Annotated in this window: 25 protein-coding genes and 1 pseudogene; 6 read left to right on the forward strand and 20 right to left on the reverse strand. The window is 42.7% G+C overall.

Annotation, left to right across the window (positions count from 1 at the left end; all coding sequences use genetic code 11):
• Positions 1 to 64: 64 nt before the first annotated feature.
• The gene (locus AM1_RS39155) at positions 65 to 271 is read right to left on the reverse strand and encodes a tyrosine-type recombinase/integrase (RefSeq protein ID WP_071820013.1); all 207 of its coding nucleotides are present in this window, start codon (positions 269 to 271) and stop codon (positions 65 to 67) included.
• A gap of 588 nt (positions 272 to 859) precedes the next feature.
• Here AM1_RS39155 and AM1_RS37990 point away from each other — a divergent pair.
• Complete coding sequence (locus AM1_RS37990) at positions 860 to 2,467, forward strand: pentapeptide repeat-containing protein (RefSeq protein WP_012167185.1); 1,608 nt, start codon at positions 860 to 862, stop codon at positions 2,465 to 2,467.
• Between the two features lie 148 nt (positions 2,468 to 2,615).
• Here AM1_RS37990 and AM1_RS31700 read toward each other — a convergent pair whose 3' ends face one another.
• The 4 genes from AM1_RS31700 to AM1_RS31715 form a co-directional block, all read right to left on the reverse strand.
• Positions 2,616 to 7,070: a WD40 domain-containing protein gene (locus AM1_RS31700; protein ID WP_012167186.1), complete on the reverse strand. Its 4,455-nt coding sequence runs from the start codon at positions 7,068 to 7,070 to the stop codon at positions 2,616 to 2,618.
• Between the two features lie 229 nt (positions 7,071 to 7,299).
• On the reverse strand, positions 7,300 to 7,872 hold the full coding sequence (locus AM1_RS31705; RefSeq protein WP_012167187.1) for a tyrosine-type recombinase/integrase: 573 nt from the start codon (positions 7,870 to 7,872) through the stop codon (positions 7,300 to 7,302).
• Positions 7,873 to 8,227: 355 nt separating this feature from the next.
• Complete coding sequence (locus tag AM1_RS31710) at positions 8,228 to 8,524, reverse strand: hypothetical protein (RefSeq protein ID WP_012167189.1); 297 nt, start codon at positions 8,522 to 8,524, stop codon at positions 8,228 to 8,230.
• Positions 8,514 to 9,122, reverse strand: a complete 609-nt coding sequence (locus tag AM1_RS31715; RefSeq protein ID WP_012167190.1) for a ParA family protein — start codon at positions 9,120 to 9,122, stop codon at positions 8,514 to 8,516. Before AM1_RS31715 ends, AM1_RS31710 begins: the two co-directional genes overlap by 11 nt.
• A gap of 423 nt (positions 9,123 to 9,545) precedes the next feature.
• Here AM1_RS31715 and AM1_RS39160 point away from each other — a divergent pair, with 423 nt between their 5' ends.
• Positions 9,546 to 9,689, forward strand: a complete 144-nt coding sequence (locus AM1_RS39160; RefSeq protein WP_012167191.1) for a DUF2887 domain-containing protein — start codon at positions 9,546 to 9,548, stop codon at positions 9,687 to 9,689.
• Between the two features lie 51 nt (positions 9,690 to 9,740).
• On the opposite strand, the gene AM1_RS31720 is transcribed toward AM1_RS39160, so the two are convergent.
• The 5 genes from AM1_RS31720 to AM1_RS31740 all read right to left on the reverse strand — a co-directional run bounded on the left by AM1_RS31720 (position 9,741) and on the right by AM1_RS31740 (position 13,819).
• Positions 9,741 to 10,619 carry a pentapeptide repeat-containing protein gene (locus AM1_RS31720; protein WP_012167192.1) on the reverse strand — a complete coding sequence of 293 codons (879 nt, stop codon included), beginning with the start codon at positions 10,617 to 10,619 and terminating at the stop codon, positions 9,741 to 9,743.
• A gap of 15 nt (positions 10,620 to 10,634) precedes the next feature.
• A complete protein-coding gene (locus AM1_RS31725; protein ID WP_012167193.1) occupies positions 10,635 to 11,564 on the reverse strand; it encodes a pentapeptide repeat-containing protein in 930 nt (309 codons plus the stop codon).
• A gap of 165 nt (positions 11,565 to 11,729) precedes the next feature.
• On the reverse strand, positions 11,730 to 11,852 hold the full coding sequence (locus AM1_RS44110) for a hypothetical protein (protein ID WP_012167194.1): 123 nt from the start codon (positions 11,850 to 11,852) through the stop codon (positions 11,730 to 11,732).
• Between the two features lie 1,007 nt (positions 11,853 to 12,859).
• Positions 12,860 to 13,288 (reverse strand): hypothetical protein, encoded by a 429-nt coding sequence (locus AM1_RS31735; protein ID WP_012167196.1) that lies wholly within the window; start codon positions 13,286 to 13,288, stop codon positions 12,860 to 12,862.
• Between the two features lie 48 nt (positions 13,289 to 13,336).
• Positions 13,337 to 13,819: a double zinc ribbon domain-containing protein gene (locus AM1_RS31740; protein ID WP_012167197.1), complete on the reverse strand. Its 483-nt coding sequence runs from the start codon at positions 13,817 to 13,819 to the stop codon at positions 13,337 to 13,339.
• 81 nt (positions 13,820 to 13,900) lie between these two features.
• Between AM1_RS31740 and AM1_RS31745 the strand changes: the two genes are divergently transcribed.
• Positions 13,901 to 14,797 (forward strand): tyrosine-type recombinase/integrase, encoded by an 897-nt coding sequence (locus AM1_RS31745; RefSeq protein WP_012167198.1) that lies wholly within the window; start codon positions 13,901 to 13,903, stop codon positions 14,795 to 14,797.
• 223 nt (positions 14,798 to 15,020) lie between these two features.
• Entirely contained in the window at positions 15,021 to 17,186 is a 2,166-nt protein-coding gene (locus AM1_RS31750) for a Tn3 family transposase (protein ID WP_012167199.1), read from the forward strand.
• Between the two features lie 502 nt (positions 17,187 to 17,688).
• Here the strand turns inward: AM1_RS31750 and AM1_RS42570 are convergent.
• Positions 17,689 to 17,889, reverse strand: a complete 201-nt coding sequence (locus AM1_RS42570) for a hypothetical protein (protein ID WP_187152965.1) — start codon at positions 17,887 to 17,889, stop codon at positions 17,689 to 17,691.
• Between AM1_RS42570 and ltrA the strand changes: the two genes are divergently transcribed.
• Positions 17,798 to 19,528 (forward strand): group II intron reverse transcriptase/maturase, encoded by a 1,731-nt coding sequence (gene ltrA / locus AM1_RS31755; protein ID WP_012166345.1) that lies wholly within the window; start codon positions 17,798 to 17,800, stop codon positions 19,526 to 19,528. The genes AM1_RS42570 and ltrA overlap by 92 nt on opposite strands.
• Before the next feature lie 94 nt (positions 19,529 to 19,622).
• A pseudogene (locus AM1_RS31760) lies at positions 19,623 to 20,441 on the forward strand (Tn3 family transposase); the annotation flags it as partial.
• Between the two features lie 112 nt (positions 20,442 to 20,553).
• On the opposite strand, the gene AM1_RS31765 reads toward AM1_RS31760, so the two are convergent.
• The 9 genes from AM1_RS31765 to AM1_RS31805 form a co-directional block, all read right to left on the reverse strand.
• Complete coding sequence (locus AM1_RS31765; RefSeq protein WP_012167201.1) at positions 20,554 to 20,892, reverse strand: hypothetical protein; 339 nt, start codon at positions 20,890 to 20,892, stop codon at positions 20,554 to 20,556.
• Positions 20,893 to 21,344: 452 nt separating this feature from the next.
• Positions 21,345 to 21,569 (reverse strand): hypothetical protein, encoded by a 225-nt coding sequence (locus AM1_RS44565; protein WP_012167203.1) that lies wholly within the window; start codon positions 21,567 to 21,569, stop codon positions 21,345 to 21,347.
• A 110-nt stretch (positions 21,570 to 21,679) separates the two neighbouring features.
• Positions 21,680 to 22,021 carry a type II toxin-antitoxin system HicB family antitoxin gene (locus AM1_RS31775; RefSeq protein WP_012167204.1) on the reverse strand — a complete coding sequence of 114 codons (342 nt, stop codon included), beginning with the start codon at positions 22,019 to 22,021 and terminating at the stop codon, positions 21,680 to 21,682.
• A complete protein-coding gene (locus tag AM1_RS31780) occupies positions 22,018 to 22,272 on the reverse strand; it encodes a type II toxin-antitoxin system HicA family toxin (protein ID WP_012167205.1) in 255 nt (84 codons plus the stop codon). The genes AM1_RS31775 and AM1_RS31780 overlap by 4 nt, the downstream gene beginning before the upstream one ends.
• A 76-nt stretch (positions 22,273 to 22,348) precedes the next feature.
• Positions 22,349 to 22,996: a hypothetical protein gene (locus AM1_RS31785; protein WP_012167206.1), complete on the reverse strand. Its 648-nt coding sequence runs from the start codon at positions 22,994 to 22,996 to the stop codon at positions 22,349 to 22,351.
• The gene (locus tag AM1_RS31790; RefSeq protein WP_012167207.1) at positions 22,980 to 23,510 is read right to left on the reverse strand and encodes a hypothetical protein; all 531 of its coding nucleotides are present in this window, start codon (positions 23,508 to 23,510) and stop codon (positions 22,980 to 22,982) included. The genes AM1_RS31785 and AM1_RS31790 overlap by 17 nt, the downstream gene beginning before the upstream one ends.
• Position 23,511: 1 nt before the next feature.
• Positions 23,512 to 23,922 carry a type II toxin-antitoxin system VapC family toxin gene (locus AM1_RS31795; RefSeq protein ID WP_012167208.1) on the reverse strand — a complete coding sequence of 137 codons (411 nt, stop codon included), beginning with the start codon at positions 23,920 to 23,922 and terminating at the stop codon, positions 23,512 to 23,514.
• On the reverse strand, positions 23,919 to 24,161 hold the full coding sequence (locus tag AM1_RS31800) for a hypothetical protein (RefSeq protein ID WP_012167209.1): 243 nt from the start codon (positions 24,159 to 24,161) through the stop codon (positions 23,919 to 23,921). The genes AM1_RS31795 and AM1_RS31800 overlap by 4 nt, the downstream gene beginning before the upstream one ends.
• Positions 24,162 to 24,357: 196 nt before the next feature.
• Positions 24,358 to 26,457 (reverse strand): NACHT domain-containing protein, encoded by a 2,100-nt coding sequence (locus AM1_RS31805; protein WP_187152978.1) that lies wholly within the window; start codon positions 26,455 to 26,457, stop codon positions 24,358 to 24,360.
• Positions 26,458 to 26,513: the final 56 nt, after the last annotated feature.

A 26,513-nucleotide genomic window follows, 5' to 3' on the forward strand; every position in this document is an offset into this window, starting at 1 on the left:
ATTATGGTCGTACTTCAACACCTGTCGAGAGATCTGCTGCACAAAACGAACATTCTTTACTAACCTAAAACACCAACTTAGCAATCGCCCCCTCCACCTGCTCATCGGTGACCTCCAAGTACCCCGACAGTGCGGTCAGTGTCCTGTGCCCCGAAATCCGCTGAATATGCTTCGTTGGCACTCCAGCATTATGCATCCGTGTCAGGGCCGTGCGTCTGAAACTATGGGTGCTAAAGCCTTCCAGTCCCACCCTAGCAAAAGCTTGCCTCAAGATTCAGTCTGCTGATACGTCACCAGATCCCGGGCCATCTTCTCATGCATTGCCACTTCGCGGGTATCCAGCTATCCCTTAGTGTGCATACGCCGAGACAATACCGTTAGTCGGGGACCATTCGCACATACCATATCACTGGTGAGTATCTTTCAAACTTCACTGATCCGACAAGCGGTATAAATGCATGCTCCAAACTATGCAATAACACAGGAGGTCTGTAATCCTGCCGTAAATTACAGATGAACATGATTCGGGGACAATACCCCTGCTTGTCCAAACCAATCCTGTTTCATAGTGGTATTCTACATGCTTTTTTGCAACAAAGGCCTCCTGAACCTTTTAGGTCTATGTGTTCTAATCTCGTCGATTTGTTGATATTTCCCACACTGAAACTGGCGGGTAAAAGACGTGCTTATTTAGTTCCAACTAGCTCTCCAACTGCTTTCCAAAAATGATCAACTGAATAACTGAGCCATTAAGCTTTACATCGATGAAATCTTATTTATAGTATAGTTTAAAACTAAATTAACCTATAAAAAGCAAAATAAATTGTAGACTAATCATTGATTATCAATTTCGTAAAAAATGACTGAACTGATGCAGTTTTCAGAAGAGCTAATAAGAGCCAAAGCATACCTAATCTACCTTCAACAAAAGGAGAATGGGGTTTCTACATGTGATGAACAAAACTGGCAAACAGCTATTGATGAGCTGCTAAAAGAAAAGAATATGGTGATCAAGAACACCTCAAATCTGAGATGGCCTCTTATTAGAAAAATATGGAAAGAATTAGAGTATGAAGCTGCTAGAGAAAAAACTAAAATCTTTATTTCTTTTTTAGGTCTAGGTGCAACTGTTATAGCAGCAATAGGGCTAGGAGTCAATTATCAACTTTCAGAAAAAAAACTTATAACTGACCGTTTTATAAAAGCCGTAGATCTTTTAGCATCTGGAACAAGTGAGACTGCAATTATAGGAGGAATGTTTTCACTTGAAAAACTTGCTATAGATTCTGTAAATGATCATTGGACTATCATGGAACTGCTATCCAGCTATATAGTTAAAAATTCATCTTTAGAAGAAAATAATACTCCACCTACAAAGATTAGTAATGAAGTAGAGTTAGCCATAAAAATAATTTGTAGAAGAAAAATAGAGAGAGATCCTACAGAAGGTAAGTTGAATTTAAATAGAATCAATCTCTCTGGTGCTAAACTTAGGAATGCCAAATTCAAAAATTTAAACCTAGTCAATTCTAACCTTATTAGTGCTGATTTATCTAACGCTGATCTGAGAGGTGCCAACTTTAGTGAAACAACCTTTGATAAAGCTATTCTTAAAAATGCCGTTATTGATAAGACTACAAAGATTGACCTTAAATGGAGAATTGTCCACCAGTTAGTAAACAAAAATGGAATAGGAAAAAATCTTAAAGGAACAGACTTAGTCAATGTCCAACTAAATGATATAGACCTTAAAAAAGCCAACCTTGAAGGTGCAAATCTCAGCAATACATCCTTAAAAAATGCCAATCTCAGTGAAGCCAAGCTATTTCAAGCAGATCTTGAAGAGGCAGATCTCAGTGACTCTAAACTAATTGAGGCGGATCTTAAAGAGGCAGATCTCAGTAATGCCACATTAGTTGAAGCAAATCTTAAAAAGGCGGATCTCAGCAAAGCCAAGCTATTTCAAGCAGATCTCAAAGAGGGTAATCTTAGTCATTCCAAATTAATTGAGGCAGACCTAGTCAATGCTGATCTCAGTAAAGCCATACTTAAAAGTGCTGAACTAAACAAGTCTTACCTTACATTTGCTAAATTGCAAGAAGCTAACCTAACCAATGCCCAACTAACCGAAGCCTACCTCATAAGTACATCGTTGAGAGAAGCTGATCTTCGTTCTGCTAACCTTCTTAAGGCCGACCTCCGTTGGGCCGACCTCATTAATTCAGATCTAAGAGGAGCCAATCTCAGAGAAACCAAGCTTAGTGGAGCCAGACTCTATGGTGCCAATCTCAAAGATGCTGATCTCAGCAAGGCTAATCTTAGTGCAGATAACGAAGGTAATAAAGATGTCCGCCTCATTGGAGTTGACCTAAGTGGAGCCAAACTCTGTCAAACTAAGCTTCCCAGAAAATCAAGTCTGAACCCAAATCGTGATTGCAAAGAACTCGGTCTCGATATAGAAAAATAGTTTTTAGCAAACACATTGGTCCCTAAATAGACCAAAGGAACATTAAATATATTTATATTATATGTCTCATGCTAATATTTTAAAAAATTTTTGTATTTTTATACATTAATTCAGTTTAATTAGCCAAAACTCTTCTATTTCTAACTTATTAAGTTATTGCACCTAAGTTCAAAAGTGCTGATTTTTCAGTATCAGATATACCTCGAATATTAGATATTTTCATGTTTGAATAAGGTTTATTGTCAAACACCTTAGATGGTTGTCTAGTATCTAGATCCCAAAGTATAATCTTGTCATCATGACCACAACTAGCAACTTCTCCTGTTTTGCTCATTGTTACACTGTAAACACCACCTGTATGACCAATTAGATCGTATATACATTTACCTGAGTTAATATCCCAAATCTTTACAAGATTATCACTACTTGCACTTACTAATCTAGATGACTGTGAGAGGAAACATAATGAATTAACATAGTTAGAATGACCTTTTAGCTCTAATAACTTAACTCCAGTTTGAGAATTCCATAACTTAATTAAATGATCTTCTCCGCCTGTAGCAACTAGTTTACCGTCACTAGAAAATACAACTGAAGTAAGTCTTTTGCTATGTGCTGAATCGACGACTTTACATGGCCTATCTGAATCAGTAGACCAAAAGACTAATCTTCTATCTTCACCAACAGAAGCAATTATTCTACTTCCTGGATCAAATGAAATTGCCCTAATAGTATCTGTATGGTACTCATAAAGCCGATGGCACTCCCATGCTTTAGTCTCCCAAAGTCTTATTGTATTATCATTGCTTCCACTGACTAAAAATTGACCATCTGGGCTGAATTCTAAAGAGCGTATCCAATTAGTATGTCCTTTCAATATTTTAAATTCTTTGTCGCTATCAACATTCCAAATTCTAATAATTTCATCGTCCCCTGCACTAGCTAAGTATTTATCATTCGGGTGAAATGATAAAGTTCGAACCGAGCCATCATGATCTGAGAACTTTTTCTTAATTTTTCCAGTTTCTATATTCCATAACTTAACAGATGTATCCTCTGTTGCACTGGCTATAGTAGTTGAATCATAGCTGAAGGAAATAGCCCACACCCAATTAGTTCTACCTTGTAAAGTCTTTTGACATGCATTAGTGAGCATATTGCAAATCTGTACAGATTTATCCTCACTACCACTTACCAAAAGTGTTGACTTTGGATGAAATGAAACTGATCTAACCCAATTTTTATGTTTAACAAGGCTCCTAGATACAATATTGTCAGATTTAAGATCCCAAATAAGTACATTTTTATCTTCACCTGCACTAGCAAGAAAAGAGCCGTTATTACTAAAATCAACAGACCATATAGGTCTTGAGTGTCCTTTAAGAGTGTTTTCGCATTTCCCACTCTTGAGATTCCAAAGCCTTATATCTGTGTCTTTACCACCACTAGCTAGAATATCTCCATTTGGAGAGAATTTTAATGCTCTGACAACACCTAAATGTTCATCAAGAGTTTTGATACACTTACCAGATTTAATGTTCCATAGTTTTATATAGCTAGAATGACCAGCACTAGCTAAAACATCTTCAGAAGGTGAGAATACTATGGCTCGAACAGATCCAAGCTGTTCATCAATAGAAGTAATAACTTTCCAATTTGATGTTTGTCGAATAAATATTTTTCCATCATCACTAGCACTAGCAAAATATTCGCCACTACTGCTAAATGCTACAGATCTTACAGTTCCAGTATGATCTTTAAGCTCAATAACTTTACTCCTATCTCGAACATCCCATATAATTATTTTCCTATCATAACTACCACTTGCTAAGTGATAATCAGGCATTGGTGAAAATGCAATTGTTCTAACCCAGTCAGTATGACCCACCATAGTCATATATGCTTCAGGTAAAACAGAATCGGATTCAGAAATCCTCCAAAGACAAACTTCGTTACCCTCAGCAGTAGCAAGGAAATCGCCTGTGGCATTAAAACTAACACTAATAACTGGGGCAGATGATGTTACAAAACTAGAGTTTGATACATCTGCATCACTAAAGTTAGTCTCTCTCAAACTGGCATCAATTAAATTAGAGTTATACATTATACAATTAGAAAAATCTTTTCCCTCAAGAATAAAGGGATCTATCTTAGCTAGAAGTGTTGCTGCATTACCACCAGCATAACCAACTTCATCGAAAGTTTTACCTTTAGTAAAATATATAATTTCTAGTAATTTATTGATTGCTTCTTGCTTTGAATCAATCATAGGTAGAAATAAATCTGGAATCGCCTTAGCAAGAGGGAAGTCACCAATAGATTTGATTATTTTTTCAATATTCTCAGGCCTGAATAATGTCAGGCCTGAGATAGAGACTATTTCGTCATTTTCATCAAACTCTCTAGTGAAATAAGATGACCATGAGTATTTAGTTGGGTTTTTAAGAGAATCGATCTTTGACTGTCTTCTAGCTAAATCTGTAAAGTCATCTTCAAGGATACCTAGTTCAGAAGCAAGTTTAAAAGCTACAAAAAATTCAGGGAAAGATCTATGTGCAGGAGAATAGTCACCGCTAGAATTTCGAATTAGGATTGCTTGGCCAGCCATGTCATGCTGCCAGTGATCTAAATCTTTTGCTTCCTGAACCTGTTTACCAAAACATGCTCTTAGCCTTTCAGGGAATTCTCTATAGTTAATAGTCAACTTATTATTTGAAAGCATTTCAAATGACAACTCACATAGAAAGAAAAGCTTGTCCGCTATTGAAGTAAAAGTTCGCTCTGCATCCCAATCTTTTTCCATTTTCTGACTTACTGCATATAAATACACTCTAGCTATATCAATAGGTCTTCCTGCAATAATATCCGGCAATGCTTCAAGTACTAATTCTGTCATTATTGGACGACAAGCTAAATCTAAAAGCTCAGGATTGCTAACGATTGTCTTAACCGTTTCAGGTGGAGCTTGTTTAGATAAAACTTGGCTAACTTGATCAATAGAGAATAACTCTAAATCCAAAGTTTCAAACTGTGCATAATCAGAAGTAGCTAATGGATTAATATCCATTAGTGTTGAACTTAATATTTTTCTCGCTATATCTGCGTCAGGAAAATGCTCAGTTCTACAGGTTAAAATAACTTTTGAATTGGGAACAGCAATATCTGCTAATTCTCTAAAATTCTCTGTCATTTTTTGTTTATCAACTCTCGCCGCCATTTCGTCAAATCCATCAAAAATAAGCAATAGTTTGCCCATTCGATTTAGCTGCTCAAATGCAGCATAGTTAGGGAGGGAAAGATCATGCTTGCGAAAGAAAAATTCTGAAAATAAAGGTTCTATTTTTGAGGCATTTGCATAGTCACGGAGTGGAACATAAATTGGTAGACGAGGTCTCTCTAGACCTTTCAATTGGGCTTCTTTATATTTTTTTAGTTGAGCCCATGCATAATGTAAAGCAAACCAGGTTTTACCTGTACCAAATTCACCTAGAATTGATATATGTTTTTTTGAAGGATCATCTTGCCACTTATCAATATAACCATCAATCCAACCATCTTTTTTTGAATATCTGCTACTTCCAATAAGCCTTCCAGTTTCAAAATCAATCTCATCTTTTTTGCAAGATAATGGTATATAAATATTTGAAATATTCCTCCGATTTACTTCATCTTCTAGCCATTTGAAGTAACCTTCAAAATCTGCATCTAAATCAATTAACTCGTCAAATGTATAACAAAATAGTTTAGGTTTAGGTTCTTTCTTTAACTTTTCTTTGACAGCATTTGAAACTCTTCTAGAAGTAACTAACCAACCAACGCTTGCACCATGGATTGTAGTAGATTTTTTTAACCTATTCAGGTTAGCTAATCCTATTTCACCATCAATGCCTCTTACAACTATCTTTTCGCGCCCGTGTATATGAACATGTACGCTAATAATCCACTCAAAATAATTATTATTACTAAATATTTCACGCTCAAATTTATATCCTATTGCTTCAAACCAGCCTCTAAGTAATTTTGATAATTTTAATATATTTGAAGTATTTATATTAGAATTAATATATTTTTTTTCAATTGTATATTTATGATTGAAAGTCTCAAGCAAAGTTTCTACGATATTTTCTGATTCAATCAAATTATCAATTTTATTTGTAATTAAGCTAATATCATCTTGTAGATTTTTAATATTCTGATCTCTAATAACCTCAGAAGGTATTTCACTTAATTGTGAAAAATGGTAGAAAACTGCACAAAAATTCTTAATCTCTTTTACAAAATAACTTTTTGGTAAGTTATAAGAATTGATTTCATAAGCATCTGATATAGAGAAATCATTAGGATTTAAAAAATATTTTTTACTCCTAAATAAATTTTTGAAATTTATATCTCTCAATATGGGCAATAAAATTAGTAAAATCTTATCTTCTTTTGCATCACTATAGTGAATTATCGTATAAGCATATAATTGATCAAATTCAGATGGAATTTGATTTGAGTCACCTAGGAATTTTCTTTTTAATCTGATGTATCTTTCTCTTCTACCAATATTCTGTGCTATCAACTTTAGAATGGCATTAATGACATTATCTACAATAATCATTTTAAGTGCGAAATAATGGCTTTATCATTTATAGACCATATTTCCAAGATATTATTTGAATTTTATGAAATTATCATCATGAAAAATTATTACGTAAAAGTTCTTTAAAATAAATATCTACTCCTGAGAACTGCCTCACGTTGATACTTTTATATGTTGTTTCTAGCTATACAATCACCTTTTAATACTTGATTCAGTAATGTATCTTACCTTTTATGCTATCTACAACCTACCCCCACTGAATCTCCCCAAACCGCCTCGGATTCAACATCGTATACGTCACCGTATGCTGGATATTCCGATGACCCAGCCAATCTTGAATCAACCTCGTATCCAATCCCTGATTTGCCAAGTGATACCCACAGCTATGGCGCAGCATATGGGGATGACACTTAATTCCTAGCTGCGCCAACTCTGCACAGCGGTTGATCAGACTCGTCACGGCATGACGCTTAAGATGTCCACCCCGTTCCCCGACAAACAGATACGGATCCGGGTAACCTTCAGCGCGTAAATCTTTCAAGGACTCCACCTCATCGGCCTGCAACGGATGGGTGCCACTGACGGACCCCTTGAGCCGAGTAATCCCAATGGCCTTCAGCTCCAACATTACCGCATCCCATCTCAGGGATATCGCTTCACTGACTCTCAACCCATGACGGAACATCAGCAGCAACAACGCTTTATCGCGGATCGGGTGACGGCCTCTCAACTCAGCGGCCATGATCAGCCGATTCACTTCCGCCAGGGTCAGATACTCCCGACTGCGATAGTGTTCGTTTCGTTGGCGGCAAATGACCATTGAGTCCTTGTGGTTCCGATCTCACTGTAACTGATAACAAAATATATCTTTTGTAGTCAGTTATAGAACGATTTTAGGGGGTTCTGGGGGTATGGGTCATTGAAGACCCTTCAATTAAGTTGAACTTATGAATGGTTTGGGGGCTGAAAGTACTGGAAACTCGTTGAATAGTCTGTGAATGATAAGTTCTGCTGATGAAACGCCTTTTATTCAAAAAATCTTGCCACGGATGTTTGTGTCAAATGAGTAGCCAAGAGACAAAAACTAAATTCGTTAATTCCTGCTTGCATGCAAGCATGCAAGTATGCTTTCCTTGAATCCTGCTTAAATGAACGCATGACTACATGCTTTTAATTCAGTGGCTGTCTTTATACTGATCCACAGATAGGACGATCAATTCAGCCAAAGTCTTTTCTTCTAAGGCAGCATATGCCTTCACTTCGCGATGCCAATTTTTTGGAACTCTAACACACAAGTTCACCAGTTCTTCAGCCTTATTCCCTTCATCCATGCTTGTAGTTTTACCTGCTTGCATGCTTGCATTATCTTCTTGGACAACCTGATGTTTCTTTGAACCTTCAACTGCTTGGTCTTCTTCTTGATCTTTCTCTTTCTTAGCTTGTTCAAATATTTCAGTGTAGTTAGTTGGCATTCAGAATCTCCTCTACTTCAGTACCTATTGATTGATAGTCTCTCCAGGCCATTCGATCTCTTCCAGTCAAGTCAGCAACCGTTACTCCTTGAGCAATCGCCTTAGTAAAACCCGCCGCACGTCTAATCTGAGCTTTTAAGAGTGGGATTTTAGCCTCGATAAGACAATCCCTGACAGAAGTAGCTTCTTTACTGGGGGGAGGAGGGCATACAGTGAGCAAACAACGATATACGGACTCTTGATGCAACATTGGAATCATCGAAAGCATTGCTTGTAATGAAAAAGCATCTGGGATGGTTGGCAGTAAAGTGATATCTGCTCCCTGGCTGATTTCCTTTAGCTCATCACTACTGGGACGAGCTGGTGTATCTAACACAAGAAAGTCATTACCAGGGATAAAGCTGACTGCTCCTTTTTCGTTAACGACCTTGAACGGATGTTCTATAGGTGATCGTTCATACCATCTAAGACAACTTCGATTGGGATCAGAGTCAATTAGAAGTGTTTTTCCTTTAGTCCCGAAAAATTTTGCAACATGAATTGCACTGACAGATTTTCCTACTCCACCTTTAAAACCACTTACGGCTATTACTTTCATTCCTGCTAGCCTTCTTGAAAGATATCCTGCTTACCTGATTGCATGCAAGCAGGATATCACCTTCTTTTCAACTGTCAAACTAGTTTTCGTTCTGAATCTAGAATTTTAAGACTGATTGCCTGTAATAGGATATAGAGGTTTTAGATGTTAATTCATGGTTGCATGCTTTAATAATTACATTTCTTCCTTCATTCATGCAAGCAGGAAAATCTGCTTGCATGCAATCCTGTAAGAAGGCCTGCTTATGATCTTCATAATTTGCAAGTTTGCTTCACTGCAATCAGGAAAGCAAGCTTGCATGCAATCCTGCCATTGTAATTGCGCAGACTTCAAAACCTTCAGTTATTGCTGCCGTGCAAGACAGCCGATAAGCACTACCCCATCCAGTAGAATAACCGGAACTACTCTGAGCGATCACATCCTTTGAAAACAGATTCCATTTTCTACCGCATCTTTAAGACCGACCCTGGCATCTTGTTTGAGTTGTTAGATCTATCCCCTGAAATAGCTCAAGGCTATGAAGTTGAGTCGCAGAATGAAGAACCTCTCTCTATACCTTTAAGTTAGAAAGATGAGAGTCAATCAACAAGTTTCCGTGATCTTTCAAACACTTTAAGGTCACTGAATACTCCATCTCTGTTCACATGGAACCTGTTGATGACCTAACATTCCTAACTTTGAAGCATATTCATCAGGCAATATTGCACCACTAATATCAGCACCCGTGAAGTTGGCTTGGGTAAGATTTGCTCCTCTAAAGTCAGCTCCACAGAGCTTTGCTCCTCTGAGGTCTGCCTTGTACAAATTGGCATTGAAGAAACATGCATTCTCGCAGTCCGCTGCACTTAAATCTGCTCGACTTAAACAGGCGTCTTGAAAATCAGTTTTTTTCAAATCACTGCCTTCCAGGCAAGCTGAAGTCAAATTAGCACCCACGCAGACAGCCTGAGATAAAAAGCTCCAACTCAAATCTGATTCTGATAATTGAGCCTCTGTTAAATCTGAAGTAGTCATGTCCACTTGAGACAAACAAACATTGGTCAGATTAGTGCGTTGTGCCCACACTCCCCAAAGATTAGCCCCCTTAAAGCAAGCGTCCTGCGCCTCGCTGTCAGACAGATCCGCCCCCATCAAGTTAGCCTGACTGAAATCTGTTCGCTTTAGCTGAGCAGCACTCAGCTTGGCACAACTGAAGTCTGCATGGCGAAGATCAGCATCAGAAAAATCGGACCAATACGCCTGAACCCAGATAGCAAGACTCCTTTGTAGTTTGCTCGCCTTAAAATTTGCTCCGCTGATATCTGCCCAAATCAGATTCACTTCTGATAAACGGCTATGACTGAAATCAAAGCCACTGAGGTTCATCTGATAAAAGTTGGCACCCGGCAAGTTAGTCCCAGCAAATTGACGCTCAGAAGAACGGTACTTTTCCCAAAACTTCTGCAGGTCTTTAGAACAGCGAAGGGCTTTTTTATCACAATCTGCCTGATCATTCATGATCCAATTGCTGTTTTATACTTGGGGGACATTTAAGGCTCCTCTTTCTCTAAGCTCTCTGGCCTCCTGAGGTGTTAAACCTTGAGCATCTGTCATAAGAGTTCCGCTTACTTGAGCATTGCTCCAGTTCACATCAAACAGATTTGACCTCTCCAAATTGGCTTGCTGTAGATTCACTCCAGTGAAGTTTGCTCCTGTAAGGTCAGCTCCTTCAAATTGAGTTCCAAAGAGCATCGAGTCTTGCCAATCTGTATATTTCAAGGAGGCTCCATTGAACTTTCCCCAATCCCCTTGAACCTGCCGCAGAATGGCATGACTTAAAACAGATTGTTGGAAATTGGCATTGATCAACTCTGCTTGGGTAAAGTCAGCTTTCGATGCGCGAACCGCTTCAAACTCAACCGCTTCTAGATCAGCCAAGGAGAAGACTGCACCATTCAAAATAGAACGATGTCCCACACTGCGGGTTAACTTCGTCTCCCTAAAGTTGGCACCACTAAAGTCACCATCACTCAAGGTTGACTCTTGTAAGTTACTATTTTTGAAATTTGCTCCCAGCCCTATGGCTGTTGATAAATCTGCCTTCAACAGTGTGGCAAATGAAAGATCAGCTTCATGTAAATCTGCACCATGAAATTTTGCTTGAGGGGCATTTAGTTCATGAAAGACTCCCCGATCAAGCTTTGCTTTGGTCAATTCTGCTTTTCTAAGACAAGCCCGTTCAAGTGAAGCACCTGACAAAATAGCCAGGACAAGGGTCGCTAATGAAAAATCAGCCTCATCACAAATTGATTTGGCTAAGTTAGCGCCTCTTAAATAAGCCTGCGAAAAATTGCATCCCCTTAGTAGCGCTCCCGTTAAATTGATATGACTAAGTTCGGCACAGCGCAAAGATTGCTGATTCTGAGCCTTTGAAAGAACCTCACTAACCGTCAACTGGGCCATCTTGATTGTGGTTTATCGAACTTTCGATAATTGCTTATGCGAATGATGTACATCTCAATAATAATGTATAAAATTACACAGTTATATACCCCATAAGATGCATCTTGTCGTTTATTCGAATTGTTTGTAGGTCTCAACTTCAGCCTAGAAGTCTGTCCCTGACGTTTAACGGCCATCGCTGTCCTCTGTCACTTGGTCTGCTGAATCAGCAGAAGTGTAAGGCAGCGCTTCTGAAAAGGGACTTATCTGACGAACATGCTGTTCTAGGGTGCCGAAGCTAATGGTCAATCCAGTGCCGAGGCAAGTGTCAATTAGGTGCCGAAGCTAATGGTCAAATCGGGGCCGAACTATGGTGTCAAACAACTGCCGAAGATCAGGTCATTTTGCATCGATCTACTGAATCTGACTGAGTTAACATCTCGATTGCGAGAATAGCTCAAAACTCAAGAAATAGCTGGCATGAAATGAAGTTGTACATTGACTCATACAGTGGGCTAAAAGGTGAATTGAGATGAAACCTAAACACACTGGAAGTGTAAATGGTACAGGTGTAAACCAAAATTTATTACGAAATTTAAAGCAAGTAAATCATTTATACTACAATTGTATAGTAACTATACTTCAATGCCTATGAAATTTTTGAGATTTAGACTAAAACAAAGAATTTCTTTTTTAGTTAAAAAATTTAAGAAAGAATTTATCATAAACCCGATTCTAAAATTTAAGAAGGAATTTTCCGAAAATCCGTTCGAAGCTGTGAAAAAACTTATTATAAATAATAGCAAAAAGTATTTATATCAGTTTTATTTTGTGTTACTTATTGTTTTTATTTGTAGCCATGGTTTTGACATAAAAAGCCTCCCTCTCATAAGAACAGTAGTTAACTACGCAAGTATGAATTCAAATCAGTTATTATTTACGTGGATATCATATATAATATTAATACTATATGCCTTTTTAATTCAAAATACAACTAGCACTTTAAAAAATAGTCTCCAATCAAAAAATTTAAGGAAAAAGACATTAAAGCGATTATTTATAGGATTTATAGCCTTTTTAACTTTCTCTGGCTTAGAATCTTTAATTTGGAGAATGTTGGAATTTTAGTTAGTTCACTACTCTTGTAACCGTCGAAATTTTTATAAATCATTGAAGTCAAATAGACCTTTTGCAATATTCAATTCATGATGCATTGCTTACTCAATTTATGCCGCGATCTGACTTGAATATATATTCCTCTACCATATCGGTAGGTGAATTATGAAAGAGGTCAACTGGATACCTCAAAGTTTCCTTCAGTTTTCATCACCCCAAACCCTACTCACCCTTTCCCGCTCCAACCACACCCCGATCATCTCGATAGTTTCCCCTGGCCGCAGACTCAAAACCTGCAACACATCGAACTTGACCTCTAACTCCAAGGCGCACTCATAGCAAAACTTGGGCGTTTCAAACGGAATTCTGATGAATGGCTTACCACTGCCTTCGACGGTGATCAAATATTTCCCTGAACTGCTTCGGGAAACGGCCAAGTACTCAAGCTGGCCCTCTAGCTTGGTCTGCTGAACCAGATTCTTTTGCTTGCTCTCAAGTTTATGAAATTTGGACTCAAATGCTCTGGAGACTCTAGAGGGCCGTGTTCTGCCTGCTGTATACCGAGCGGAATACCTTCGCTGTGTGCTCCGAGTATGGCCTAAAACGACCGAAGCTGCGATATGGGGCAATTTAGTATAGATGTACTTAAATGAGAGGCGATTCTGTCACAATTACCGTCAGCCCTCCTTCTCCACATGGAGCGCTTTTAGGGCTTGATAAGCCGTTCCACAATACGGACAGAATCGATGCTTGAGAGACGCAATCCGTTCATCACAATTGACACATCTGTCTCGAAGTTGCGTACCGCAAACATAGCAGTATTGAGCACGGCTATGAAGCCAGATTGAATCTGGAGGCGTTCCCGGCCGCCAACAGTGAGGGCAAAACCGAATCCCTTGGTTGGGACTAACCACCGTTCCACGACAGACCGCATCAAGATAATCACTGGGAATTTGGAGGGCAGCTGCTAATCCTTGTTTCGTTTTCCGATTCAAGGAACTGGTTTTATTGCGTTCTAGCTTGCCATAGCTTTGGGCATGGACCCCTGCCTTTATCGCCACTTCCTTTTGGGACAAACCGAGCGTTGTTCGGAGACGATGGACATAATCACCCAAGGATTCTCCAGCTTGTGGAACCGAGCTAGATTCTAAACGCTGCATTACAAGCTTACTCATCAATCATTCATCAGAGGTATACTTCATGCGGCTGTTGGAGCCTTAAGACTTAACAGAAAGATCATCATGTCCAAGCCTTTGGCAATGGTTACAACCGAGTTTTTAGATCGCCCTGGCTTAGCTGCCAGCACGGTTCGCTCCTACGAATTCACCTTATTGCCTTTGCTTCAACAATATGGTCAGTGGTCCTTAGAATTACTCGACCGACAGACCCTAGAAGAATATCTCAATTCCTTGAGCCATCTATCGTTCAAGACTCATCATCGTCACCAAGCCATCCTACAAGCACTCCTCAACTTTGCAGTTGAGCAAGGATACCTGCGGTCTAATCCAATGACCCGTATGAAACGGCGTAAGCCAGATCCTGCTAAAGGAGAGCATGACTCAGACCAGATCATTCGATACCTAACCCCAGACCAACTACAGCTGCAATACCAACTGGTCAGCAAAGATGCTCGTACTGCGGCTCTTGTCCGCTTACTTCATCGCACCGGTGCCCGCATTTCTGAGCTACTTAGCTTAGACCTTGAAGCACTGGATCTGGAACAGCGCAAGTTCCAAGTGATTGGCAAAGGCAACCGACAACGGTGGTGTTTTTACAGTGAAGATGCAGCGGAAGTTTTGCAGAAATATTTGGCAGAGTATCGGCACCCCGGATCTCCGGCGCTGTTTACCGCACAGCAATACTTAAGTGACCAGGTGAATCGACTCAGTTATCGGAGTGCCCACCATAATTGGAAGCAGCTCATCAAGGGCCATCCAACATTAGCTGGAACTCGGCTCCATGATCTGCGCCATACATTTGCCACCGAGAGAGTGGGCATCATCGCCCTAGAAGAGCTCAGGGCCTTGATGGGTCATCAGAGTATTCAGACAACCTTGCGCTACCAAAAGGTCACTTCTGAGCAAGCACAAAATGCGGCTCAAAGAGCCTTCGATAAACTCTCTCAAACCACCCTTTAAGGAGAGTTTGGTATTCCCTGAGAAATTGTCTTTATCTATGTCTATACAAGAATAGAGCCAAATTTAGAGAGTATGGACAGTACTGTGCAAGTGCAGACTATGAGTCAATTTAAAAGCCTGGGATCCTTGCTAAGGGCTACAGCAATAGCGGGACATACATCTTTGGATTCATCTGCAAAATCCGCTATCTTGTCGCGAGTGAGGAATGAGTGGAGCAAGCGATATGAAGCGTCAATGGCAACCAGATGAACTGATTGAATCCTTCATTCTGTTGCCCAATGAGTTGGCGCTTATTCCCAATTATCAGACCAACGCCACGGAGCATAACCAGCTGGGTTTCGCTGTTCTGCTGAAATTCTTTCAACTTGAAGGTCGCTTCCCCAAGCACCTGGGCGAGATTCCTCAGATCGTTGTGGAGTTCATTGCCAAACAACTAAAGCTGACGCATCAAAGCTTGGTTGATTACAAGTGGAAAGGCCGGACTATCAAGGAGCATCGAGCTATCATCCGTTCCTTTCTCGGATGTCGTCCCACCCAGCGACCCGAAAAGAAGTCATTGATGACCTGGCTCAAAGAGAAAGTGATGCCTCTGGGGCTCCATTTGAATGCGATTCGAGAGCAAGCCTATCAACGTCTGCGTCACCTTAAGCTTGAACCCCCTTCCCCCAAAGAATTGACCCGGCTTATCAGCTCAGCTGCCCACAACCATGAACAGGACTTTTGCCAAACCATTGCGGCACGACTCCCAGCAGATACTCGAAAAAGGATGGATGCTTTATTAGAAACAGAATTCACCCGAGACCATGAGGAAAGTCAGTTCCGGCAGTCCGACTTCAACCGTCTCAAGTCAGATCCGGGGCGTCTAGGCCTGAAAAGTCTCTTCAATGAAATCGATAAGCTGCAAAGTATCCGACAGATTCAGCTGCCTACAGATCTATTTGCCTCCTATTCTCCTAAGCTGATTGAGCAATATCGGCGTCGAGCCTCAGCCGACCTGGCGGGACGCCTACGCCGCCACCCAAAGGCCATTCGCTACACTCTCATTGCTTCGTTCTGTTATCAACGCGAAAAAGAGATCACTGATAATCTAGTCGATTTGCTAGTCCAGATCATCCATCGTCTTAGCATCAGTGCCGAGCGTCGTGTAGAGCGAGAACTGATCGCTAATTTCAAACGCGTCAATAATAAAGAGGCCCTTCTATACCGAATTGCGGAAGCGGCCTTAGCCAATCCAGATCAACCCGTTAAAGAGGTGATCTTTCCGGTCGTTAGTCCCGATAAATTGACTAACGTAATTGAGGAGCGAAAACGAACCGGCATTACCTACCGAGAAAAAGTGAATGTCAAGATTCGAGCCTCTTATTTGCATCACTATCGGCGGATGGTGCCGGCCATTTTGGAGACCCTGGATTTTCACTCCAACAACAAGCAGCATCGCCCTGTCATTGAGGCCATTGAATTGCTCAGGCAGTATCAGGGCAGTGGAAAGCGATACTTCACTGAGGATGAAAAGGTGATCACCACTGGTGTCCTAAAAAGCGGTTGGCGCGAGCTCGTCATCGAATCCAATTCCAAAGGCCAAGACCAGGTCAACCGCGTCAACTATGAAATCTGTGTCTTGCAAACGCTGCGAGACACACTGCGCTGTCGTGAAGTGTGGGTGATGGGTGCCAAACGCTACGGGAATCCTGATACGGATTTACCCCAAGATTTTGAAGCTCAACGAGAGCAGTACTATTTAGAACTCAACCAACCCTTGGATGCTGAAGCCTTCGTCACGAAACTGAAACTGGATATGACGGCAGCTCTGTCCTCCTTAAATACGAGCATCCCCAACGATCCACAGGTCAATATTCTGTCCCGAGGTAACGGCTGGATTAGTGTTACCCCCTACCCGGCTCAAGAGGAACCCAGTAATATCCACAAACTGAAACAGGAGGTGGCGAAACGCTGGCCAATGACCAGCTTGTTGGACATCCTCAAGGAAACGGACCTGCGCGTTAATTTCACGGATCAGTTTCATACTGCAGCCTCCCGCCAACAGCTCCACGGTCCTACACTGCAAAAACGGTTATTGCTCTCTCTGTTTGGCTTAGGGACCAACATGGGCCTCAAACGAGTCTGTGCTGGGATTGCTGATGAAAGCTATCCCAATTTGCTCTACGTTAAACGTCAGTTCCTGCACCGAGAACATCTGCGCAATGCCATTGGTGAAGTTGTAAATGCCACCCTCAAAGCTCGGTTGGGAAACCTTTGGGGAGAGGCGACAACGGCCTGTGCTTCTGACTCCAAAAAGTTTGGAGCGTGGGACCAGAATCTAATGACCGAATGGCACAGCCGTTATGGGGGCCGGGGTGTGATGATCTACTGGGTGCGATTCGTTGGCTAGAAACTAGACCTGAATAGGGTTTGAGGGGATTAGCCGCAAGCGTAAAGAAGGGGAAAATATCCCAACTGTACCTTGACAACTTAATAGCCATATAGGTGAGAGTCAGTATCCTAGACCGCTCTAGTCCTATCCCGCAGGTGCAGCGGTGACAGCATTTCCCCCAGGTTCGCGACTAGCCATCAACGCCTGAAGCGGGGAAAAAAGGAGGTAACAGGGAGCCTAGCTCTGAACCCCTTCGAGCAAGAACTTATGAGTAGCGAAAGCGAAGATGTGGTTAACCCACCGTAATCATTAACCAGCGAAATTAGGTTGATAACGCTGGGAGTCCCAAAAGGGCAAGGATATACGGAGCTGGCGTGTCCAGTAGCGACCAGTTAGCACTTCCAATAAACCCGGTGGAGCGCATCACTCTAACAGTTCAATCAATGGCTATTAGGAACGAAGTAACCCCCGCCTATCTCTCTTGGAGGTCGATTGGCTAAGAGTAGGTGCTAACCAGAAGTTAGGCGGTGGGAAGGATTGGGTCAAAAGCAAAAGCCCCACTGTAATGGTGAGGATAAGCAGACAGACTCACGGTGACTTGGAATGAATAGGAACAAGTAGCAATAAATATGTCTAAAGCACGGGTCAAACCGATGATGGAATGGAGCGCAATCCCCTGGCCAAAACTAGAGCGGAAAGTGTTTAAGTTGCAAAAGCGCATATTCAGAGCCAGACAACGTGGCGATGTCAAAGTAGTACATAGACTCCAGAAAACTCTGATGAGGTCCTGGTCAGCCAAATGCCTTTCAGTTAGACGGGTCACACAAGACAACCAGGGAAAAAAGACGGCAGGTGTGGATGGAGTTAAATCTCTGTCCCCAGAAGCTCGTCTGCCCCTAGTGGGTCAACTTAAACTCGGCTCAAAGGCCCCTCCCACCAGACGGGTGTGGATTCCTAAACCAGGAAAAGACGAACAACGTCCTTTGGGTATACCGACCCTGTATGAAAGGGCAAGAATGACACTAGTCAAACTAGCCCTGGAACCTGAATGGGAAGCGGTTTTCGAACCAAACTCCTATGGTTCAAGACCAGGCCGTTCATGTCATGACGCGATAGAACAAATTTTTGCAGCCATTAAACAGAAAGCAAAATATGTGTTGGACGCTGATATAGCCCAATGTTTTGACCGAATAAACCACGAAGCACTGCTCAAAAAGCTGAAGACCTTTCCCACTCTACGCCGACAAATAAAAACTTGGCTAAAAGCTGGGGTAATTGATGGTCATCAGTTCTTACAGACATCTGAAGGAGCACCTCAAGGGGGGACTATCTCTCCTTTGTTGGCAAATGTAGCCCTCCATGGCCTAGAGTATCGAATCAAGCAAGCCTTTCCTATCAGAAAGATTGCCGACGGGAATAAGCGAAAAAGAATTGCTACTCCTGATGTCATTCGATACTGTGATGACTTCGTGATTCTTCACGAGGATTTATCCGTAGTTCAAAGATGTCAGAGCTTAGTTCATGAGTGGCTAAAAGACATGGGGTTGGAACTAAAACCTAGCAAAACGCATATATCCCATACTCTCAAAAGGTATGAAGCTGAAAACCCTGGATTTGATTTTCTAGGATTCTCAGTTAGACAATTCCCGGTCGGTCAACATCAATCGGGGAGATTATGCGGGACATTGCTGGGATTTAAGACCATCATTACCCCCAGTCGAAAGAAGCAAAAAGTACATTACAATCGGCTCGTTAGTATCATCAACGCCCATAAGGCAGCGCCGCAAGCGGCATTAATCCGCCACCTCAATCCCGTGATTAGAGGATGGACGAGATATTATTCGACCATGGCTAGTAAAGAGACCTTCTCCCGTCTAGACCATTTACTGTATCAAAAGCTTCAAACATGGGCTAACCACCGCCATCCTGGCAAATCCAGGAAATGGGTGGTGAATAAATATTGGCAAACTGTCGGGGGAGATAAATGGGTCTTCGCGACTAGAGTAACTAAATCTAGAACCGAAAAATTACTCAAACATCGACAGACTCCAATTATCCGCCATGTCAAAGTCAAGGGGGATGCAAGTCCCTACAATGGCAATCTAGTTTACTGGAGTTCAAGGACTGGGAAGCATCCAGAAGCTCCGAAGAGAGTATCTATGCTCTTGAAGAAGCAGAAGGGGAAATGCGCTCAGTGCGGCATGTTCTTCCGAGAAGAAGATTTACTTGAAGTGGATCACATTCTCCCTACATCAATGGGAGGATTGGACGTATACAAGAATCTTCAACTACTACACAGACATTGTCATTATGTTAAAACGGCCAAGGAGAAGTCCTCTCAGGCCAAATGGTATGTATGACAAGCACCAAGCCACTGAGGAGCCGTGTAAATCGAAAGATTTACGCACGGTTTTGAAGCCAAGTCGGAGGAGTGATCCTCCGGCTTAGGTTAACCACGTTGAAAAGAAGTCGTTGTGCGTCTACTCGCAACTGAAAAACTGTTCCTCTTCTGAGGTTTCATCCATGCTCACTGGGCTGTTGCGACACAACACAGATCTGAAGCTGGAGAAGAACTATGTTGATACTCATGGCCAGAGTGAGCTGGGCTTTGCCTTCTGCCATCTTCTGGGGTTTCAGTTGATGCCCCGTTTCAAACGCATTGGTGTTCAAAAGCTCTCTTTGCCAGAGGCAGGAACGAAAGCAGCCTATCCCAATCTCAAGCTGATATTGTCGAAGGCGATTGACTGGGATCTGGTGGCTCAGCAGTATGACCAAGCCATCAAGTACGCGACGGCATTGAGGTTGGGGACGGCTGAGGCGGAAGATATTTTCCGGCGCTTTGGGAATGCGGAGATTCAGCATCCGACGCATAAGGCACTGCTGGAGATAGGCAAGGCGGTCAAAACTATTTTCCTGTGTCAGTATCTATCGTCTGAAGCACTCAGAGTGGAAATCAATGAGGGGCTGAATGTGGTGGAACGATGGAATGGGGCCAATGACTTTATCTACTTTGGTCGGGGTGGTGAGTTCGCGACCAATAAGCGGGAGAATCAAGAGCTGTCGGCACTGGCCTTGCACCTGCTTCAAGTCAGTATGATCTACATCAATACGCTGATGATTCAGAATGTGCTCAGTGAACCACAATGGATGCAGAGAATGAAAACAGAGGACTTGAGGGCTTTGTGCCCCCTGATCTGGAATCATGTGACGCCCTATGGATGGTTCAATCTTGATTTCACACAACGGATGGCACTCGATGTTGCCTGGAGGTAAACCTAAATGGATGTAATTGCTTAGTACTAAATGGTGCGATATCGCAGCTTCGGTCGTTTTAAGCCTATCTCTGACAGTGCTCTCAGGTTAGGCGGGTCGTCTATCTCGATGGTCATGGCTCCCCCTCTACAAGCTTTTCGGCTGCGATGTGATAGTACATCTCGTAGTCTTCGCGCTCATCTTTCCCCCACTGTTTGTGGTCGTACTCGTCAGAGCGGCCTTTCTGCACGTACTCACTGAATTCGTAGTGGACGTCAACGGAACCCGTCACACAGAACACTATTGTCCCAGCTTCTTCGTAAGCGTCTACGCTCAGGTCAAAGTTATCGAAGTCGGCAGTGACTGAGGCATCGCCTTCAATGGGGTTGCCCTGGTGTCCATTAGCAGCTTCTATGTCTTCCTGGGCTCGTTCTAGCACGTATTCATCGGTGATGTGAACGGGTCGCTTCATGGTTTCTTCCCGGGGAGGTGGTTATGGGCCTGTGGTTGTGGAATGATCTCGGAAATAATTGTAATGTTATTAGACCTAAAACGACCGAAGCTGAGATGGGCCAATGACGTTGCTCAAGCATCGATTCTGTCCGTATTGTGGAACGGCCTATCAAGCCTCAAAAGCACTCCATGTGGTGAAGGAAAGCTGCCGGCAATAGTGGCAGAATAGTCTCTCATTTAAGTACAAATATACTAAATTGCCCCATATCGCAGCTTCGGTCGTTTTAGGCCGATTAAACGCAGCTCACCAATCTTAAACCCGTCAGTAAATTTAATCTTTTTGGGACTCAGAAGCTTCCACCCAGAGGTTTTGTATTCTACTGACCGGGAATGCTTCTTAAACCTTGGAAAGCCAACGGGTTTTATACCCCGTTTGTAATTCTCATAGAAACGGGTGATTGAACTCCAAGCTCACTCAGCACTTGCCTGCCGAGCCATAGAGTTGAGTTGCTTAGCAAAAGGAAAATCATTGGCAAGAACTCTACACAACTTATTTAAGTCGTATTTGCCCGTACCTTTGTTATCCATCCAAAAGCGCAAGCACTTATTACGAATGAATTGAGCCGTTCTGATGGCTTCATCAATTGCACTTGCTTGATGCTTACTGGTTCTTGCTTTAAACTCTAGTACAATCATACTATTATACTAGCATGTTCGGCATGACAACATGCTGGGAATTAAGTGATATACACATCTCTAACTAACATTTGTATAGCTGGAGTCTTCACGCACATTTTCTGGATAGATTATTTAGAGGGCTGTAGATAGTTCTCTAGCGCTTCAGTTACAAGAGCATTGAGATTGATTCCCCGCTGCTGAGCTGCGATCGCAGCCCGCCTATGAAGTTGAGTTCCAGGTCTAATATTGAAGCTGCCTTTGAAGGGACGTTCAGGCTCAATCTCGTTTTCAGTACAATCAGCAAGATATTCATCAACGGCTCCATGAAAAGCAGATTTCAAAGATTGAACATCAGTACCCTCATAGCTAATCAGGCTGCGGATGAACTCAACCTTCCCAAAAAATACTTCATCCTCATCACTGAAATTCACAGAGCCAAAGTAGCCTTGGTATTCCATCATATTTTTCATAGCAGCCCCTCCTGCTCAAGAATGTCCATGACTTGTTCAATCTGATACTTCTTTAATATTTTTTTTGGATGGGGTTTATGAAGGCTGATCACAAGCCCCTCTTCATTAATGAAGCGTCTTCCAGAACCACCCGTTTTACCCGTCGATACTTCAGAGAATTGAAAAAAGGAAAGCAACAAAACTAACTCGTCCCAGGTAAAGTCTTTGGGCCGTGTGAGAAAGCGTTTAATCAGCTTCTCTTTTCGAGTCATATTGGAGGTCAAAACTGCTTATATTATCTCTGATGCCACAGGAACTTGCAACTAAAAATAGTTGCAAGCAGTCAATCTACCTCTGACTTACCCGAAGAGACTGGCTATAGAATCCTCCTCGCTGCTCCACCCGAAATCCACCCAAAAGCACCCCGATCAACACAGCCACGGGCGCAAAACCAAGCCCTCGCGCTAAGTCACCGAACAACACAGCATCCTCTTTACCCTCAAGAAAGTCATGGATCGCACCCACCCAAGCGCCAACATCCTCCTCATGGCTGACCTTCAGAGCAACCGCCTCCCCACTCTCTAGCTCATCCACAAATTCCAACACATCATCCTTGCTAACCTCACCCACGACGGACTCCACAGGCTTCCCCGTGAACCCATGACGTTGCTTCCGTGACTTCGGCTGACGGCAGAGATCCGACACGTCGAGGAACATGGTCTCTTGAACCAACCCGGCCAAGAAGTCATCATCCAGCACTGGTCCTTGGGTATTATGTCGATCCTCCCAATCCTGGATCAGCAGTTCTGCTCGTTGACAGACAACATCAGCAATGTCCCTGATCGCATCCCCAGCTACCCGAAGCTGTTCATGTGATGACCGACCTTGCAAATGCTGATCGAGTGATGCACACATCAGGGAAATATCAGCTTGTTCCGGTTCATCCAAAGCAGAGGCCAAAGCACTGGCAAAATCTAGCTCAAGCTGTTTGAACATGGCGCTTATCCTTCAGTGGACAGTCCACAATTTCGCACTCAGAAGGCTCCATGCGAATCGGCGGTTCAAACTCTGTAATTCCGTATCGTTCTCGTAGTACCCTCAGCACCTCTTTCAAATACCGATTAACTTGAGTATTGGTCATCCCCATACAATGGACAGCTTCAATTTCCGCTAACTTCTCACTCCCCTGCCAGACACTGACGGCCATGGCATGGAGATGGGCATCCTTGGGTTTCTCCTTGTAGAGGTAGAGTAAAGCTACTGGAGGGGCTTGGACGGGAATCGAAAAGGTTTCTGTGGTCTCGGCTGGTGCTGGTTTTGAGTTCCTATCCCTGTAATGTGCTCGTTGTTTTTCATTGTTCTCCCTGCGATGCCGATAATGCGATCGCTTCCGGGGGCAAGTCTTAGGATTCCAACAAGCCGTTGTCGTTTCAGGTCCGTGGAGTGAGATCGCTTCCTTTTGGGAAAGCTTCGAGCACTCTAAACAAAGCTTGTTGATAGGGCGTCCCATCTCAAGCCTCCTCCTGCCAGTTTTCCCAGGCCAGACCATCCACCCGTGAAAACTCCCGAACATTATCCGTGACCAGGGTGAGGTCGTGAACCAGAGCAATGGCTGCAATTTGCAAATCATAGGGACCAATGGGAGTGCCCTTCGCTGCAAGAGCTGCCCGGATCTGGCCACAGACTTTGGCAACCTCGTCATTAAACGGAATCGATTGGAACTGGCGATAGAAAAGCCTGAGACGTTCTAAGTTAGCCTGTCGTTTGACACTTTTATAAGCGCCATAGAACAATTCACTCTTCACCGGAACGCACAATCTAATATCAGCAGGAGTGTATTGTGCTAAACGCTTTGCAATTGCAGAGTCCTGGTTAGCCTTAAGCAGTTGGATACAGGCGTTTGTATCCAGTAAATAGGTCATGTCCAGTCCTCACGGATCTCAAACTCGCCCTGATCGGATCGCGTCAACTCTCCCTCCCAACTGCCGATCACATCTGAAAAGAAACCCGGTTGCCATTCTGTAGTGGTGGGGGCAGAGGATTCAGCCGGAGACAGTAGAACCGTCACCTCTAAATCGGCATCCGCAAACTCCGTGGGCACCTCTAAGCGAAGAACGCCATCGGCACCCACATGGGAGCGAATCGAAATGGGTTGGCTCATCGATCACCTAGTTCTCAAAAGTCAACAATGAGGCGATGGCTCTGAAGGTCTTGGGTGAAACATGCCTCTGAACTAGTGTACAAGTCGCCCTTCTGATATGACATATTTTAATGTAATTTTTAATGTAAATAAGATATTAGACACATATTTTATGTTGAAATTCTCTCCTTCAAATAAAGGATGAATTTTCGTAGGTTTAGAACTGAGGGGGTAGGAACATCTGCTGTCGGATGGCATTCCAATCATTTACCGAGAGGCCACTCGCTTGTTTACTGCAGTCGATCATGAGCTGGCAGGTTGAGAAGTAGTTGGTAAGCATTTGCAGGTCATCTTTGGACAAATCAAAGAGTTCTTGAGAGATATTTAGAGACGAGCTGACTATTGATGTGAGTCCTTTAGATGAAGTTTTTAAGGCATGTGATGAATTTTTTAGACATGAGATGAGGGTTTGAAGTTCAACATCTACCATTAGTTTCTTATCCAGGGCAAATTGGGCCATGGCGAGAACGTTGCCGCGAGCGAAAGCGCTGGCCAGAGCGAGGTCGCTTGCGAGGGTGTCGTCGAGGGCATGGTCGAGGGCGACGTCCAGATTGAGGCCGCTTGAGAGGTTGCTTGCGAGGGCACGAACACTGGCGAGGTCGCCAATGGTGGCTATGGCTTTGGCTCGTTCGCTTTCACGTAAGCTGGCGATGACACTTGCACTGCTGGCAAAGCGTTCCCGGTCGCGGTCGCGGGCAAGGGCGACATCGAGGGCGAGAGCAAGGTCTAAGTCGAGAGCGAGGGCGAGAGTGAGGGCAATGGTGAGGTCAAAGATTAATATTAGGGTAAATACTCGTCTAATCTCACCAGAAAAGTCACTGATAGCAGTAGATGTCTTTGACTCAACCCAGGCTAGCAATCCGCTTAATTTAGGGTATTCAGAAAGCGCTTGAGTTTGTTCTTCCAATTGTTGCAAGAATTCGATCGCAGAATGTCCTTTCAGCTCAGTTACGAGAAGAAAGACTCCTCGCCAATGCTTATCTGCGGCATGATTCTGAATTAATTGATCTTCGTAGCTCCAGTTTCTAATATACTCAGCGCAAAGATGTTCTTGAAGCGTTAGGTGAGAGAAAGAATAAATATCTGTAGCCTGCTTGACTAAGATCCCCGACTGCACTGCGATCTCTTCCATCAGTTTATTGACATCAAGATGCTTGGAGACATTCAAATTATTGGTCAAAAAGGCTGTAATCTGCTCAGCTAATTCATCTTTTTCAAAAAAAAGCTTGTCTTCTTCAAAGCCAACATAGGCGATTGACGCCAGCATATCTTTTTTTATATCAGCGCTGAAATCTTGATAGATTTCCCAGTTCTCATCCATTAATTTTGAATTGGCCCAATCTTTTAATGAGAAGTCTAGTGCCTTGGAATAGAGTTTGGCCTGATTGTCGATAATTGTCTTTCCCTGTCGGCAGACTAAACAGATGAACGCCAGCAGCAACGGGGTTTGGGGTAGTTCCTTCGTATAAATAAAGTCAGGTTCTTTGAGTTGTTCCCAAATCGTATTTACATATTCTGCCTTTTTCTCACGGGTCAGTTGGGGGTTGGGATCAGCATCAAACCATTTTTTGATGAATTCAAAGATCTGATCATCATCAAGTTCTGCAATAGCAACCGTTTTAAATCCAGTGAAGTAAGTGGGATAAGCAGCGATTCGGCAGGAGGTAATAAATCGATTATTAGAGTATCGGTCTGAGAAATCTATAATGGATTGAACCACTTGATTGAAACTACCGCTGAGTACTTCATCTAGTCCATCCAAGAGAATCAGAAAATCACCTGATTTGAGGGCATGATCAGTAAATTGTTCTGGTTTAGGAAAACCACAAATCTCAAACTCTTCAGCAATAGATTTTTTGAGGTCTAGGTCTGGATCTCGTAATCGCTTCAAGTCCAAAAATACGGGAATTTTCTCATGGTCGTAACTTTCCACATTCCTAAGTAGGGCTGCTAAGCCAACTTTACGGAGATAGGTGGTTTTACCAATCCCTGGACCGCCCAACACGCAGAGATATTGCTCTGTGTTTTCAACCGCTATCCCTTTCTGTTTAGCCTCTGTTTGCTGCCATAAATATCTTTGATGGGCTTCTCGGTATACTTTTTCTAGTCTTTCAATACTCTCTAGAATTTTGACCGTCTCAGCATCCATCATCTTGACGTTGGTGTAGATGTCATCAAAGGATATGGACTGCGACATCCCTAGTACTTGGATCTGACCATGACGCTTATAGTAATTTTGAGCATAGATCTCTGACAAGTTGTATATTTGCTGTTCTACTGATATCAGAGGCTGATTTTCAAGGAATTGACCAA

It is taken from the genome of Acaryochloris marina MBIC11017, assembly GCF_000018105.1.
Taxonomy (GTDB): domain Bacteria; phylum Cyanobacteriota; class Cyanobacteriia; order Thermosynechococcales; family Thermosynechococcaceae; genus Acaryochloris; species Acaryochloris marina.

What these genes read in the sequence shown, in the direction of transcription:
- AM1_RS31790 (WP_012167207.1), bottom strand. Translation starts at nt 23,510, where the DNA reads ATGGGACGCCCTATCAACAAGCTTTGTTTAGAGTGCTCGAAGCTTTCC.
- AM1_RS31785 (WP_012167206.1), bottom strand. Translation starts at nt 22,996, where the DNA reads ATGTTCAAACAGCTTGAGCTAGATTTTGCCAGTGCTTTGGCCTCTGCT.
- AM1_RS31740 (WP_012167197.1), bottom strand. Translation starts at nt 13,819, where the DNA reads ATGCAGCGTTTAGAATCTAGCTCGGTTCCACAAGCTGGAGAATCCTTG.
- AM1_RS31800 (WP_012167209.1), bottom strand. Translation starts at nt 24,161, where the DNA reads ATGAGCCAACCCATTTCGATTCGCTCCCATGTGGGTGCCGATGGCGTT.
- AM1_RS31705 (WP_012167187.1), bottom strand. Translation starts at nt 7,872, where the DNA reads ATGGTCATTTGCCGCCAACGAAACGAACACTATCGCAGTCGGGAGTAT.
- AM1_RS31795 (WP_012167208.1), bottom strand. Translation starts at nt 23,922, where the DNA reads ATGACCTATTTACTGGATACAAACGCCTGTATCCAACTGCTTAAGGCT.
- AM1_RS42570 (WP_187152965.1), bottom strand. Translation starts at nt 17,889, where the DNA reads ATGCGCTTTTGCAACTTAAACACTTTCCGCTCTAGTTTTGGCCAGGGG.
- AM1_RS31765 (WP_012167201.1), bottom strand. Translation starts at nt 20,892, where the DNA reads ATGAAGCGACCCGTTCACATCACCGATGAATACGTGCTAGAACGAGCC.
- AM1_RS31725 (WP_012167193.1), bottom strand. Translation starts at nt 11,564, where the DNA reads ATGGCCCAGTTGACGGTTAGTGAGGTTCTTTCAAAGGCTCAGAATCAG.
- AM1_RS31700 (WP_012167186.1), bottom strand. Translation starts at nt 7,070, where the DNA reads ATGATTATTGTAGATAATGTCATTAATGCCATTCTAAAGTTGATAGCA.
- AM1_RS31710 (WP_012167189.1), bottom strand. Translation starts at nt 8,524, where the DNA reads ATGCCAACTAACTACACTGAAATATTTGAACAAGCTAAGAAAGAGAAA.
- AM1_RS31780 (WP_012167205.1), bottom strand. Translation starts at nt 22,272, where the DNA reads ATGACTCGAAAAGAGAAGCTGATTAAACGCTTTCTCACACGGCCCAAA.
- AM1_RS37990 (WP_012167185.1), top strand. Translation starts at nt 860, where the DNA reads ATGACTGAACTGATGCAGTTTTCAGAAGAGCTAATAAGAGCCAAAGCA.
- AM1_RS31720 (WP_012167192.1), bottom strand. Translation starts at nt 10,619, where the DNA reads ATGAATGATCAGGCAGATTGTGATAAAAAAGCCCTTCGCTGTTCTAAA.
- AM1_RS31775 (WP_012167204.1), bottom strand. Translation starts at nt 22,021, where the DNA reads ATGAAAAATATGATGGAATACCAAGGCTACTTTGGCTCTGTGAATTTC.
- AM1_RS31745 (WP_012167198.1), top strand. Translation starts at nt 13,901, where the DNA reads ATGTCCAAGCCTTTGGCAATGGTTACAACCGAGTTTTTAGATCGCCCT.
- AM1_RS31750 (WP_012167199.1), top strand. Translation starts at nt 15,021, where the DNA reads ATGAAGCGTCAATGGCAACCAGATGAACTGATTGAATCCTTCATTCTG.
- AM1_RS31715 (WP_012167190.1), bottom strand. Translation starts at nt 9,122, where the DNA reads ATGAAAGTAATAGCCGTAAGTGGTTTTAAAGGTGGAGTAGGAAAATCT.
- ltrA (WP_012166345.1), top strand. Translation starts at nt 17,798, where the DNA reads ATGTCTAAAGCACGGGTCAAACCGATGATGGAATGGAGCGCAATCCCC.
- AM1_RS44565 (WP_012167203.1), bottom strand. Translation starts at nt 21,569, where the DNA reads ATGATTGTACTAGAGTTTAAAGCAAGAACCAGTAAGCATCAAGCAAGT.